The following is a 14369-nucleotide window of genomic DNA, read 5'->3' as shown; positions in this document are numbered from 1 at the left end:
CTTAATAATTGTTGCCATTGAGAAAGAACCTTAATATAGAAATTATTTAATCATCGACGCTACAATTTTCGCCGAGGACAATGCCAATGGAATTCCACCGCCAGGATGTACGCTTCCGCCTACAAAATAAAGATTATTTATTTTTGATGAAAAGTTGGCGTGTCGTAAAAATGCTGCAAATTTATTGTTAGAACTGTTTCCGTACAAAGCTCCTTGTGCGGAAGACGTCTTCATTTCGATACTTCGTGGGTCAAGAATAGATTCGTTTTCTATCAAATCTGCAATATTTACGCCCAAATTTCTACTTAATTTGTCAATCACATTTTGGCGTGTTTCGGCTATGATTTTTTCCCAATCTTGTCCTTGATTGGCGGGAGCGTTGATGAGTAAAAACCAATTTTCACAACCATCGGGAGCATCATTTTTTTTGTATTTTGACGTAATATTGAGGTAAATTGTCGGGTCTTGATAAATCGTTTTTTTGTGAAATTGATAGTCAAATTCGGTACGATAATCATCTGAAAAGAAAATATTGTGCAAACCTAGTTCCTTAAAATCGTGTTTTATTCCCCAATAAAAAATCAGACCAGAACCGCTTTTATCTTGATTTAGAATCTTATCAGGATGTTTTTCTTTTGGCAATAATTTTCGGTAAGTTGGCGTGACATCCATGTTGGAAACGACAATAGAAGCAAGATGTTCATATTCAACTTCATTTTTGGAATCACTAATTTTGAGTCCAATAATATGCCCATTTTTTACTATAATTTCTTTAACTTTTGATTCATAATGAAATTTTACGTCCAAATCTTCAGCTAAATTTACCAAACTTTGTGTAATTCCAAACATACCATCTTTCGGAAAAAATGCTCCGATATTGTACTCTAAATGTGGAATTATATTTAATGTAGCCGGTGTTTGGTAAGGGTCAGAACCATTGTAAGTAGCATAACGGTTGAATAACTGAACAGCTTTCGGTGTTGAAAAATAACTTTCATTCGCTCCATTCATTGTTCCAAAAATGCCTAATTTGGGCAAATTGAAATAACCCCGAAAAGCTTTTTTGGAAGTCCAAGTAGAAAATTTATGCAGCGAATCTTCCAAGAAAAGTCCGCTCAAAATATCATATTTTAAAGCACTGTTTTTTAGAAATGTACGAATTTTTTCGGCTGGTTCTCCTAGATTTTTTTCGGCATCATTGGCAAACGAATCAATGTTTGCAGAGACATCTAAACGAGTGCCATCTTCCCAAAAATATTTACAAACTTCGGGCAAGCGGATATACTCAAAATAATCGGCGGGATTTTTTCCTGAGAGAACAAAAAGCTCATCCACAAATTGAGGCATAGTAAATAGTGATGGGCCTGCATCAAATCTATATTTTCCTTGTTGAAATTGACTTAATTTCCCTCCAGGATAATCGTTCGCTTCAAAAACATCAACTTCGTAGCCCTTATTTACTAAACGAATGGCTGTCGCAATTCCCCCGATACCTGCTCCAATTATTGCTACTTTCATAAAGCCTTAATCTTTCTAATTTGTTTGAAATAGTATAACATTCATAGAATGTAATGTGTTGTGAAATTTTGAATAAAAGTCGATTTTCTTAGCTCTTATATAGATAAACAAAAAAGGTTGTCGTTTAAAATATTAAATATATCGCTAAAATTGTGATTTTTTCTTTATTTTGCGTCCTAATTAGAAAGAAACCATTAATCATAATATCAATTAATCTCACGTAGAGTAGAACCACCAATGGCAAAATTATTGATTGTTGATGACGAAAAAAGTATTCGAGATGCTCTGAGAGACATTTTAGAATATGAAGAGTACGAAGTAGATGAGGCAAAAGATGGTGAAGAAGGACTAGAAATGGTGTTAAAAACCCAATATGACGTAGCCCTTTGTGACATCAAAATGCCAAAATTAGATGGGCTTGAAATGCTGTTGAAAGCCAAAGAAGAAGGTGTAATGACCCAGTTTGTAATGATTTCTGCTTTTGGAAATGTTGAAAATGCAGTTGAAGCAACGAAACGTGGAGCTTACGATTTCATCACTAAGCCACCTGATTTGAATCGTCTATTGGTTACTGTTCGTAACGCCATCGAGAAAAACAAAGATGTTGAAGTAATAAAGGTTCTTAAAAGAAGAATCTATAAAATCAACGAAATCGTTGGCGAGTCAGACTTGATTAAAAAAGTAAAAGAAACCATTGATAGAGTTGCTCCAACGGAAGCTCGTGTATTGATTACAGGTCCAAATGGTTCGGGAAAAGAAATGGTTGCCAAGCAAATTCATGAAAAAAGTAATCGCTGTAACCAAGCTTCGGTTGAGGTAAACTGTGCAGCAATTCCTTCTGAATTAATTGAAAGTGAGCTTTTTGGTCACGAAAAAGGTGCTTTTACTTCAGCAATAAAACAAAGAATTGGTAAGTTTGAACAGGCTGATGGTGGTACGCTTTTCTTGGATGAAATTGGAGACATGAGTCTTTCTGCACAAGCAAAAGTACTTCGTGCATTGCAAGAAAGTAAGATAACTCGTGTGGGCGGCGATAAGGAAATTAAAATCAACGTAAGAGTAATAGCAGCAACGAACAAAGATTTGAGGAAAGAAATTGCCGAAGGAAACTTCCGAGAAGATTTATTCCATCGCTTAAATGTTATTCCGATTCATGTTCCTGCGTTATCTGACCGAAAAAATGATATTCCTTTATTGACAGATAAATTCTTGAATGATGTGGCCGAAGAATACGGTGATGCAACCAAAGAATTTGACGTTGATGCAATGGAATATATGAAAAATTTGCCGTGGACAGGTAATGTGCGTGAGCTACGCAACGTAGTAGAACGCCTAGTGATTATGTGTGGCCCAACTATCACGCTTGATGACGTAAAACTTTATGCTGGAATTGGTTTTTAATCAGTAAATTTACTGCAATGTTGATATAAATAAAAAGTCATGCTAAGGTTCTTAGCATGACTTTTTTATAAAATAGCAATAAGGGCGATTAATAAACAAACTCGCCAAATTCGCTTTTAATAGTTACTTTTTTGCTTTCTGCGGCTTCAACTCGACCGATGATTTGGGCTTCAATGCCAAATGATTGTGCAATTTCGATGATACGTTGGGCGTATTGTTCGTCGAGATAAACTTCCAAACGATGTCCCATATTGAAAACTTTATACATTTCTTGCCACGAAGTACCACTTTGCTCTTGAATCAATTTGAAAAGTGGCGGAATCGGGAAAAGATTGTCTTTTATAACGTGTAAATTTTCGATAAAATGTAAAACTTTTGTTTGAGCTCCACCGCTGCAATGCACCATTCCATGAATTTGCGGACGAAGTTCAGCCAAGAAAGCCTTTGCCACTGGAGCGTAAGTGCGAGTAGGAGAGAGGATAAGTTTGCCGACATTTGTGCCTGCAATTCCTTCGGTCAACACTTTTCCACCGCTATAAACTAGGTCTTTATTTATTTCATTATCATAGCTTTCGGGATATTTTTCAGCATAAATTTTTGATAAAACATCGTGTCTGGCCGAAGTCAAACCATTGCTGCCCATGCCACCGTTGTAAGTATTTTCGTAAGTTGCTTGTCCGTAGGAAGCCAAGCCAACGATTACATCTCCAGCCTTAATATTGTCATTTGAAATAACATCACTGCGTTTCATTCGAGCAACAATTGTACTATTGACAGCAATTGTTTTTACGAGGTCGCCAACGTCTGCTGTTTCGCCTCCCGTGCTATAAATTTCAACACCGTGGCTACGAAGCATTTCCAAACATTCTTCAGTTCCGTTGATGATTTCACCAATAACTTCACCTGGAATTTTATTTTTATTTCTATCAATACTCGATGAAATCAACATTGGCCCAACAGCTCCCACACAAATCAAATCGTCGGTATTCATCACGATAGAATCTTGTGCAATGCCTCGCCAAACCGAAATATCACCTGTTTCCTTCCAATATAAATACGCTAAAGATGTTTTTGTACCAGCTCCGTCGGCGTGCATAATGTTACAATAATCGGCATCTCCGCCCAAAGTATCAGGTGAAATTTTGCAGAATGCTTTCGGGAAAAGTCCTTTATCAAGCTTTTCGATTGCTTTATGCACATCTTCTTTCGCAGCCGAAACACCACGCTGCATATAACGGTCAGTCATTTTTGGAATTCTTTTTTGAACCACAAAGGTACTTCTTTAATGGATAATGTAAAATGGATAATTGAAAATTGTGCGTTTTAAAGCTCGAACGCACAATTCTTGTCATTCAATATTTGTTTTTTGTATAATTCTGAGAATGATGTTACATTATTTTTCGTTTTTTTAAATCAAATTTTTTACCTTTTTGAAGCATCAAAAATTTCATTTCGTTGGGTTGTTTCAATGCTTCAAAAATCATTACTTGACTTTCGCCCAGCACCTCGGCGTAGCGATTTTGCTCCACAACCAAAGCTGTGTTTTCGTCGATACCAACACCTAATAAAGTTGGATTTTTGAAAATTAAACCAATCAAACGATTTTGTCTTTGTCGCTTAATAAAGTGCTGGTCAACAATGATATTGTTTATCAAACCCAACCCTTTTTTTGTTTCGACTTTCGAGCCATCAATCACTTTAAAATCGCCTTCGCCAGTTATCATTATTTCCGACATAATGGCTGTTCCTGCACTTGTCCCAGCAAAAACTACGTTATTTTTATACATTTCGTGCATAATATTGAATAGTTCGTCGTCCTTCAAAACTTCCATAATTCGGTTTTGGTCGCCTCCACAAAAAAATACACCTTTGGTTGTCTTAAGCTGAGCAACGAGTTTTGCCTTGGTTTCTGTATTTAACGGAGCTAAAGGTGCATTTTCAATGGCTATTTTTGATAAAGCCCCAACTTCATTTTTTATATTTGAAAATGCAATTTCTTGCTCGCCACTTGCCCACGGAATGACTAAAATTTTGCCGTTTTCATTTCCACTAAATTCAATAAATTTTGCCAAAACATCAGGTGTTCGTTTGCCCCCGCCAATTAGAATTAATCGTTCTTGGGCAAAAGTAAAACTAGATGATAATAAGAAAATGAAGAATAGTTTTCGGGTCATGTTTGTAGAATAAAGCGTTTAAGATGATTGTCAGTCGTTGATTTTGAAGTATATTTCAGTCGAAATTATATTCAACCACTATTAATACTTATTAAACAAATTTATGAAAAAAAGTCTCATTCTATTGCTTTTTGCGTTTACTTCCTGCAAAAATACTACGCAGCAAACTTGGCAATTGACGCAATTTGTAAAACAAGATGCTGAAAATCCGATTTTGGCAGCCGTCGATACGACAACATTCAATGACCCAATTTTGCAAAAATCAATCAATTGGGAAGCCAAAGACGTCTATAATCCGTCGGCAGTGGTGCGTGATGGAAAAGTATTTTTGCTTTACCGAGCCGAAGATACTTTAAAAATTGTGCAAGGAACATCTCGTTTGGGTTTGGCAGTGAGTGAGGATGGCATCCATTTTAAGCGTCAGAGCAAGCCTGTTTTTTATCCTGATAATGATTTTATGAAAAAATACGAGTATCCAGGTGGTTGTGAAGACCCTCGTTTGGTGGAAACTGAAGACGGGCGATATATATTGACATATACAGCTTATGATGGAAAAACGGCTCGATTGTGTGTTGCATCTTCTATAAATTTGCAAAATTGGAAAAAAGAAGGTCTGGCATTTAAAGACCCTAAAAATGAAATGTTATGGTCGAAATCGGGTGCAATTATCTGTAAGAAAGTTGGTGAGCGATTTGTTGCAACAAAAATAAATGGTAAATATTGGATGTATTGGGGTGATACAAGTCTGTTTTTGGCAAGTTCAGATAATTTGACAGACTGGAAAATTTTGGAAGATGAAACTGGAAAACCCAAGCCCATCGTAAAACCACGTGACGATAATTTTGATAGTTGGTTGGTTGAATCTGGACCAGCTGCGTTTATCAACAACGAAGGGATTTTTCTGATTTATAATAGTGCCAACAAAGGTTTTGAAAACAAAAGTAAAGATACCAAAAATGCTTATCGTGCAGGACAAGTACTTTTCGATAAAAATGACCCATCAAAAGTAATTGACCGCTCAAAGACTTTTTTCTTTGAACCAGACAAACCATACGAACTTGAAGGGCAAGTAAACCACGTAGTTTTTGTGGAAGGTTTAGTTAATTTTAAGAAGAAATGGTATTTGTATTACGGCACAGCCGATTCTAAAATAGCGGTAGCAGTGAGCGAAAAGTAAGATTTTTAAGAGCATTGACAATCATTTAACGATTGTCAATGCTCATTGAAAACTATTCAACTTTCCAACTCAATAGCTTTTCTAATGCTTCATCAACGGTATTAAAGTCGAAATTATTGATGGTTTTGTTCATCATTTTTGTGATTTCATCATTACATAAATTCCCGATGCTGCCTTCAAGTGTATGATTTAACTCACGTGAAGCCTCGTAATTTCCGCCAAAAATCTCATCTTTGACTTGTAGATACGCATCTCTAAAAGGCAAACCTTGCATCACTAATTCATTTACTCTTTCAACCGAAAATATTGGGTCATATTTCTTGTCGTCCAAAAGGTTTGTTTTCACTTCAATATTTGAAAGCATAAAATGAGCAATATCCAAGCATTCTAAAATTTGGTCGAAGGCTGGCATTAAAATTTCTTTCAAAATCTGCATATCACGGTGGTAACCACTTGGCAAATTACTTGTTATGAAAGCGAGTTCGGTTGGAAGACCTTTGAGTCGATTTGTTTTTGCTCGGAGGAGTTCGGCTACGTCAGGGTTTTTCTTGTGAGGCATGATGCTACTTCCAGTGGTGAAAGCGTCGGGCAGCGTCAAGAAACTAAAGTTTTGAGAATTATAAAGGCAAATGTCCATTGCCATTCTTGATAACGTAGTAGCCAAAGAAGTTAGACCAGAAAGCACCACATATTCAGTTTTTCCACGAGTCATTTGAGCATAAACAACATTATAATTAAGGTCGTCAAAACCCAATAGTTTTGTTGTTAAGGTTCTATTTAATGGAAACGAACTACCATAGCCAGCTCCCGAACCCAATGGATTTTTATTGACAACTTTGTAAGCAGCTTGCATCACAACGGTGTCATCAACCAGACTTTCGGCATACGCACCAAACCACAAACCAAACGATGATGGCATAGCGATTTGTAAATGTGTATAACCAGGTAATAAGTCGTTTTTGTGTTTATTACTCAGTTCAATTAACTTATGAAAAAGGGTCTCTGTTTGATTGACTACTTGACGTACCTGATGACGCATGAAAAGTTTTAGATCAACCAATACTTGGTCATTGCGAGAGCGGCCACTATGAATTTTTTTACCTGCATCACCAAGAGCTTGAGTGAGTAGCCATTCTACTTGCGAGTGTACATCCTCTATATTTTTTTCGATGAAAAACTTGCCATTTATAATATCATTATATATCTTTCGGCATTCATTTAGGATGTGTCCCAGCTCATTGGTTTCGAGTAAGCCAATACTTTCTAACATGATAGCATGAGCCATTGAGCCAAGTACATCAAACTCAGCTAAATACATATCCATTTCACGGTCTCCGCCAACCGTAAATTGTTCAATCCTTAGAGCCGCCTCTCTCAAGGCAACCTCTTTTTCTGAAGTTTTATTGCTTTCTTTTTGCCAAAGTTTCACGTGATTTGTGTTTTTTTTCAGCACAAAGTAACGGTGATTTTCGCTTAGAATAAAGTTATTTTTTTGATTTTTAGATATACGTGACCGCTTAGTAATTTTTTAGCATGGTTTTTGCACATTTTTCGTGGGAAGATGTAGTATTAGGAATTGAAAAACAGGGAATTTCCATCAAAAAAGCCTTTTTTTAACAAATTTTAGGTGAAAATAAAAAGAAGTGCTTCGGAGAAAGTTTTGGCATGGATTTGGATTAGACCTATTAAAAGCAACCTATTTAGCGGTATCAAATATCATGCCGAAGGTCTTTTTAATTGAATATTATACCTTTTTGAATATAAATTTGAAATTTTGTGGTTGAGAAAAAAATAAATTTTGCCAGTTACATAATTCAAAAAAGTAAGTCATAAGTTTTAACCTCTTGAATGGGGTTTGATTTTGGGTTTTAATTATTTGCTATTGAGTGAACTTTTACTAATATACTAAAAGATGATTGACTTCTACAACCTTCTTTACAGGGGAGTGGTATCTGTTACCATTACGCCCTTTTGTACCCGTTTTTTCATGATAGAAAGCGATGCACTTTGTGTTTGTGTATCAAAATATTCGAGATAATTTATTTATCTGGATGGCTTTTGCTATGATTAAAAAACGAGTTATTAGTAAACTTCACTGAAATATATTAAGCATTTAGTGTTTTTATTTTGTCAAGAATTCAGTTAACGGAAATGCAGTTTAGACTTTTGCAACATAAAATGACATACTTTATAGCCATTGTTTTGATGGCTGTTAGTAGTTTATTGTGCTATGGTTTTGAAGGCAAATCTGATGCTAAAGTGGTTGCTGAAAATCATATATCTGCGGAGGTTGCTGTGAAATGGGGGCAAATGACCGTAAGAATTATGAAGGCTACACCTAATGGCTCACCAACATACGGCTCTCGTGCAGTAGGGTATATGGGTTTAGTGATGTACGAAAGTGTGGTTGAGGGAGCATTGAAATGCAAATCTATGGAAGGTCAACTAGCAGGATTAATGAATTTGCCAAAAACTGATAAAACTAAAAAATACAACTGGATACTTTCATTGAATGCTGGTCAAGCTTATATGTTGAAACGTTTGTACGAACAAACTGATAAAGTAAACATAGCAAGCATTGATTCACTTGAAAATGCCATTAATCAATCACAAGTTGCTACAACGAGTTTAGAAGTTAAAGAGCATTCGGTACAATATGGTCGGGCAATTGCCGAAGCGATTTTTGAATGGTCAAAAACCGATGGTGGATTTGAAGGATACAAAAAGAATTTTGATAGTACATATACTTTACCCGTTGGAAATGGTTACTGGAAAGCTCCTCCGAAAGGACAATCGCCAGTAGCATTGCCGCTGCATCCGTATTGGGGAAAAAACAGAACCTTCGCTCCTGCCAATGGAGCTTTGCCTGTTCCAAAGATGATAGCATTTGATTATCGAAAAGATTCTCAATACTATGCTCAGATGTATGAAGTTTATACAAAAAGAAAGACACTAACGCAGGAAGAAAAAGAAATTGCTAATTGGTGGGGCGATGACCCTTCACAAACTTTCTCGCCTCCTGGGCATTCATATAATTTGGCAACGATTGCAATTAAGACCGCAAAACCAGATTTATTTAAAGCTGCCGAAACTTACGCAAAAATTGGCATGGCTGTTGCTGATGCATTTATAAACTGTTGGAAATGCAAATATACGTATCATGCCGAAAGACCATTCTTCTTTATTTATTATAACATGAGTACAATGTGGGATTTGTTTTGGCCAGAGCCACCTTTTCCTGCTTTTTACTCTGGTCATGCAGGGCAAGCAGCAGCAGCAGCAATGGTTTTGACAGATTTATATGGAAGTTCATTCAAATTTACGGATGACTCACACGTAGGTCGACCAAAAGATGAAGAGCGTTTAGTCGAATTTAAAGCTAGACATTTTAATTCTTTTTGGGAATCAGCATTAGAATCGGCTAATTCTCGATTATATGGCGGAATTCATACTTGCCAAGATAACGAAGTTGGATTGGCTGAAGGCAAAAAAATTGGGCAGAACATTAATACTTTAGCTTGGAGAAGATAGGGCATCGACTTCAAGAGTGAACAAAATATTTTTTGAATTTACTAGAAAAAAAATACTGGGTGAATAATTACAATTACAATAAGATGAGCGATTCTACATCATGGTTGGCAACAGTCAACAAAATTGCTAAAAAAGGAAAAGTGTTTTATCTTTTCGCTGCTTTAGTCAACTTTATTCTATCTAAGAAAGTATGGCAACTATTCTTTCAAATGCCTGTATTGGTAACAATTGAAAGGAGAACTATGCCCACAAAAGCAAGAATAAAAGCATTCCGTCAATTAGGGGGAAGCTATGTTCTGGCTTTTTTGGCTTTGCTATTTTCTTTAGTCTCATCATCAACAGCAGAAGCACAAAATGCTCCACTCGGTTGCGACAAGTATTATATGCTTGTGGGCGAACTTACAAGCAGTGGCAGCCGTACGGACGTATATCAATACGCTACCAGTACTGGTATGACAAGTTGTAGCTTACCCAATGGTGGTGGTGAAGGAATGGTTGTAGACCCGACTAAGAATATTGCCTATATTGCCACTGCTAATAGTTTGGGGCAAATTCGTGTGTATGATATTGTAACTGGTGCTTTTTTAACGCCAATTCAATTCCCTTCAGGAGAAGACTTATTGGATGTTTCGCCATCGACAGACTTTAAGTTTTTGTTTGTTTCTACCTATACAGGTTTATATAAAGTTGATGTAAGCCTTAGCCCAACTCAACCAGCCACAATTACAACTTTTTATCCAAAGGGAAGTTTAAAAAATAATACAACTGCAGACTTATGGGGAGTTGCAGTTAGACCAGCCAATGGTAATGTTTATGTAAGTACTAACTGGCAAAAAAACTCTGGTACAAGTACGATTGAATATTTACCTGCAAGCTTATCGGGAGCAAGTGTGAAAATTGCAACTGCTCCGTCTGGCTTTCAATACAGAGGTATTATTTTTGATAACAATGATAACCTTTGGGCAGTAGTTTCTAGTAATAGTAATAGTGTTGCTGATAAGATTATAAAATATAGCCCAGCTGGAGCTGAGCTTGCTTCTTATACTTTCACAAAACCGACGGTCAATGGGGGAATCTCAGTTGGTAGTGTAAATGCTTTTGACTTAGCTTTCGGACCAGACAAAAATCTTTACATTACAACATTTGCTGGAGATTGTGTAACAAAGCTAAATTTGTTTGATGTCAATGGAAATGCCATTGGCTCGCCAACTTTTTCGACGTATATCCAATACCAATCGGGTATTTCTGGAAAATCAATCACATTCGTTTGCGGAAATTTCAAATGTATTTGTACAGCACCAGTTATTAATGATGTTGACTTAGCAATTTCTGGTGGCGATTGTAATGGTGGAACAGCAAATAATAATGGTTCGGTAACAATTACAAATCTTAACAGTAGCATCGGTACTGTTAAGGCTGATATTAATGAAGGTGCGAGTTATGGCACAACCCCGATTTATGGTGCAGGGTCGAACTTATCTTTAGCGTCAGGCCAAACATCATTAACTTTTAAAAACTTAAAACCAAATACACAATATACCGTTAGAGTATGGAATGGCTTGGATGCGTGTTATACCGACAAAACTTTTACAACGCCATCGGCTAATTGTTGTACAACTTGTCTTTCTAATAACTTTGTATCAAACGGCGATTTTGCTTCTAACAATACAACAGGCTGGACAGCAACTCCAAGTGGGGTTGAATTTGCTGCATATAGTGATGCTTCTTATTATGCAATTTTAAATAATAGTAACGCCACGGGTGATAAATACTTTTATCAAGATATAACAACGGGTGTAGTTGCTGGTAAATCATATACTTTGAGAATGGACGCTGCGACTCATAACCCGCCAGTGGCAGGAGTTGCTAAAGTATATATGGAGTTCTATAATGGTACAACTCTTTTGGCTACTTCTGCCAAATATACCGTTGAGAATGATTATTCTACTTATGGTAGATTACCAATTAGTGCAATTGTTTATACAGCACCTGCCAACACTACTAAAATCAGAATTGTGGGCTATGCCAATGGCACTGCTTTAAAATTTGATAACGTTAAGCTAACTACTTGCTATGCAAATTTGGTTTTAGCTATTAGTAGTACGACTCAACCAAATTGTAATAAATCTGATGGAAGTGTAACTGTTACAGCAACAGGCGGTAGCGGAAATTATTCTTACAGCAAAGACAATGTTAATTTTGGCTCGTCGAATATATTTTCTGGATTAACAGGTTCAACTACTGGAACAACTTATACTTTTTACGTAAAAGATAATTTGACAGGAACTTGTACTGCAAGCAATGCTACAATATTGACTTGTACTTGTCCAGTTTGGTCGAATGGTAATAATGTTACTATTTGTTCGGGCGATAAAATACCAACATTATCATTTACGTCATCAACTGGTTATACTGGTTATGTAGAATGGTGTGTATTTTCTCAACCATTAATATCTGGTCAAAATCCTTACGACAATACAACTTACAAAGTTACTTGTTTAACTGACGAGGCCAATGTAACAAATGCAACAAGCATTTCATTGAGTAATATCAATGGGATGCCAGCAAATGCTACAGGCTCTCCAATAACTTATTATGTCTATGCTTGTGTGAAGCCAATTGACCCCAATTGTAAAACCACATTTTCGACACACATAGTTACGGTAAATCCAAGACCAACAGTAACGGTGAATAGCCCGACGGTTTGTAATGGAGCAAATGCCTCATTAACCGCAACTAATTGTAGTGGAACTGTGAAATGGTATGGTTCATTAACAGGGACTACTGTTTTATATACAGGTACACCTTATGTGATTAATAATGTAACAGCCAATGCTACCTATTATGCTACTTGTACAACAAATAGCTGTGAAGGTGCAAGAGCAATTTCAAATATTACATTAGCTCAATCGCCAAGTATCAATGTAACAAATGCAACAATTTGTACGGGAGGAAGTGCTACTTTAACCGCAACTAATTGTACTGGTACATTAAGCTGGTCAACAGGAGCAACTTCATCGGTAATTACGGTTTCTCCAACTACAACAACCACTTACACGGCTACTTGTACATTGAATGGTTGTTCGCAAGCAGTGCAATCTGTTGTTACCGTAACTTCTGGTGCAGAATGTAATAATAATGTTTGTTTAACTTGTAATCCAACAACAGTTGTAAAATATGATTTGAATAATTGCCAAGCCTTGAGCGGGGGATATACTTATGCTGAATTTACACCAGCGTATCCAAATACAGCAAACTTCACGTCAATAACTGCATCGAATGTTTTCAGAGACAATCCTACTACTAATTTCCATAGTTGTACAATTGGTTATAGTGGTGTTTCAGGAACTGATAACGCTATGTGTGTCTCATCTGGAACAACAGCAGATTGGACAAAAGCAATCAAGTTTACAGCTACATTATCTCCATCACAAATAGGCTCGATAACAGGCCTGAAATTTAATCAGAAAGCAACCAGTACATTATACTATTCTCCTTCTCCTGCATCATCTGGCGGAACGGCTTCGAATAATTATCCAACTAAATATGCATTACGTGTATATAAAGGAGGAGTATTGATTTATGAAAAATTAGATGCAACGACCAGTCCACAAAACTGGACTACTGAAAATATAGACTTCACGGCTGATGCTGATTTTACATTTACATCGGCTAGTACTTATGAATTCCAATTAACTTCTTATTCTCCTATCGGAAATGGAGCTAGTATCTCTGTTTGGGATGTCGATAATTTTGAAATCATTGCTTGTAATAAATCAAATTCAATTACAGCAACGGCATCTAATAATGGGCCGAAATGTCAAAATACGCCAATAACTTTATCCGCAACAGGTGGTGCAACTTATCAATGGACTGGTCCATCAGGTTTTGTAACTACATCTGGATCAACAGCAACAACTACTATTGCAGGGACTTATACCGTAACTGCAACGAATGCAGTTGGCTGTACTGCAACTGCAACAACGTTAGTAACAGTAAATCCATTACCGACCGTAATTACAGATTCAAAGACGATCTGTTTAGGTGGCAGTGCTACCTTGACAGCGAGCGGTTGTGTGGGGACAGTAGTATGGTCAGGTTCAGGAGCAGCAACAGGAACCACAATAACTGTTAGTCCATTATCGACAGGTTCATATAGTTATGTAGCGACATGTACAAATAGTAATAATTGTACGGCGACCTCGACAGGAGTAGTAACTGTAACCGCGAAACCGACAGTGACTGCAAGTGCAGATGTTTCTATTTGTTTAGGTGGAAATACGACATTAACAGCGAGCGGTTGTGCAGGAGGCGTAACATGGAATCAAGGGATAACGTCAACGAGTACATCTGTAACAGTAAGTCCAACGGTAACGACGACATATACAGTAACATGTAAAACATCGAACAATGATGGTTGTACGGCAAGTGATTTAGTGACAGTAACAGTAAATCCATTACCGACCGTAATTACAGATTCAAAGACGATCTGTTTAGGTGGCAGTGCTACCTTGACAGCGAGCGGTTGTGTGGGGACAGTAGTATGGTCAGGTTCAGGAGCAGCAACA

The 14369-nt window shown here is 36.9% G+C and carries 8 protein-coding genes; 4 read left to right on the top strand and 4 right to left on the bottom strand.

Features of this window, described 5'->3' with window-relative positions:
* Window positions 1-42: 42 nt before the first annotated feature.
* A complete protein-coding gene (gene crtD, locus MJQ71_RS19655) occupies window positions 43-1518 on the bottom strand; it encodes a 1-hydroxycarotenoid 3,4-desaturase CrtD (RefSeq protein WP_238808648.1) in 1476 nt (491 codons plus the stop codon).
* Window positions 1519-1755: 237 nt separating this feature from the next.
* Here crtD and MJQ71_RS19650 point away from each other — a divergent pair, with 237 nt between their 5' ends.
* The gene (locus tag MJQ71_RS19650) at window positions 1756-2919 is read left to right on the top strand and encodes a sigma-54-dependent transcriptional regulator (RefSeq protein ID WP_238808647.1); all 1164 of its coding nucleotides are present in this window, start codon (window positions 1756-1758) and stop codon (window positions 2917-2919) included.
* A gap of 88 nt (window positions 2920-3007) precedes the next feature.
* Here MJQ71_RS19650 and MJQ71_RS19645 read toward each other — a convergent pair whose 3' ends face one another.
* Complete coding sequence (locus MJQ71_RS19645; RefSeq protein ID WP_238808708.1) at window positions 3008-4165, bottom strand: AIR synthase-related protein; 1158 nt, start codon at window positions 4163-4165, stop codon at window positions 3008-3010.
* A 142-nt stretch (window positions 4166-4307) separates the two neighbouring features.
* Window positions 4308-5093, bottom strand: coding sequence for a cyanophycinase (locus tag MJQ71_RS19640; RefSeq protein WP_238808646.1), 786 nt, complete (start codon window positions 5091-5093; stop codon window positions 4308-4310).
* Window positions 5094-5196: 103 nt separating this feature from the next.
* Here MJQ71_RS19640 and MJQ71_RS19635 point away from each other — a divergent pair, with 103 nt between their 5' ends.
* Window positions 5197-6270: a glycoside hydrolase family 130 protein gene (locus MJQ71_RS19635; protein WP_238808645.1), complete on the top strand. Its 1074-nt coding sequence runs from the start codon at window positions 5197-5199 to the stop codon at window positions 6268-6270.
* 52 nt (window positions 6271-6322) lie between these two features.
* Here the strand turns inward: MJQ71_RS19635 and argH are convergent, their stop codons facing one another.
* Complete coding sequence (gene argH / locus MJQ71_RS19630; RefSeq protein ID WP_238808644.1) at window positions 6323-7699, bottom strand: argininosuccinate lyase; 1377 nt, start codon at window positions 7697-7699, stop codon at window positions 6323-6325.
* 749 nt (window positions 7700-8448) lie between these two features.
* Between argH and MJQ71_RS19625 the strand changes: the two genes are divergently transcribed.
* Both MJQ71_RS19625 and MJQ71_RS19620 read left to right on the top strand, forming a co-directional pair.
* Window positions 8449-9801, top strand: a complete 1353-nt coding sequence (locus tag MJQ71_RS19625; protein WP_238808643.1) for a vanadium-dependent haloperoxidase — start codon at window positions 8449-8451, stop codon at window positions 9799-9801.
* Between the two features lie 83 nt (window positions 9802-9884).
* Window positions 9885-14369: Ig-like domain-containing protein (locus MJQ71_RS19620; protein WP_238808642.1), on the top strand; the 4485-nt coding region annotated here is incomplete at its 3' end.

It is taken from the genome of Emticicia aquatica (assembly GCF_923079645.1).
GTDB lineage: Bacteria > Bacteroidota > Bacteroidia > Cytophagales > Spirosomataceae > Emticicia > Emticicia aquatica.
This window is presented reverse-complemented; position numbering and strand designations above follow the sequence as displayed.